This window comes from Paraburkholderia sp. BR14312 (assembly GCF_040948675.1).
Lineage (GTDB): Bacteria > Pseudomonadota > Gammaproteobacteria > Burkholderiales > Burkholderiaceae > Paraburkholderia > Paraburkholderia nodosa_A.
This window is the reverse complement of sequence record NZ_JBFPKI010000116.1, coordinates 1-210: the sequence shown is the minus strand read 5'-3', so window position 1 is coordinate 210 and position 210 is coordinate 1. Positions and strand designations below refer to the sequence as shown.

General features: G+C 61.4%; 1 protein-coding gene. It reads left to right on the top strand.

Annotation, left to right across the window (positions count from 1 at the left end; translation table 11 throughout):
• On the top strand, nucleotides 1-204 hold a 204-nt coding region (locus AB3X98_RS42250; protein WP_368610461.1), incomplete at its 5' end, for a transposase.
• Between the last annotated feature and the right edge of the window lie 6 nt (nucleotides 205-210).

Below are 210 nucleotides of genomic sequence, written 5' to 3'. Positions count from 1 at the left end.
CATGCGGGCTACCGGATTAGCCAGATCATCCGCAAACGAATCGAAGAGCATTTCGGCTGGGGCAAGACCATCGGACGGATCCGGCAGACGGTCTATCGCGGCATCAAGCGCGTCGACCAGCACTTCAAGCTGACGATGGTTGCGAGCAATCTGACCCGCATGGCCCGAATGCCAGGGGTGGTGCCGCAAGGAGCGACGCGATGAGCCGAC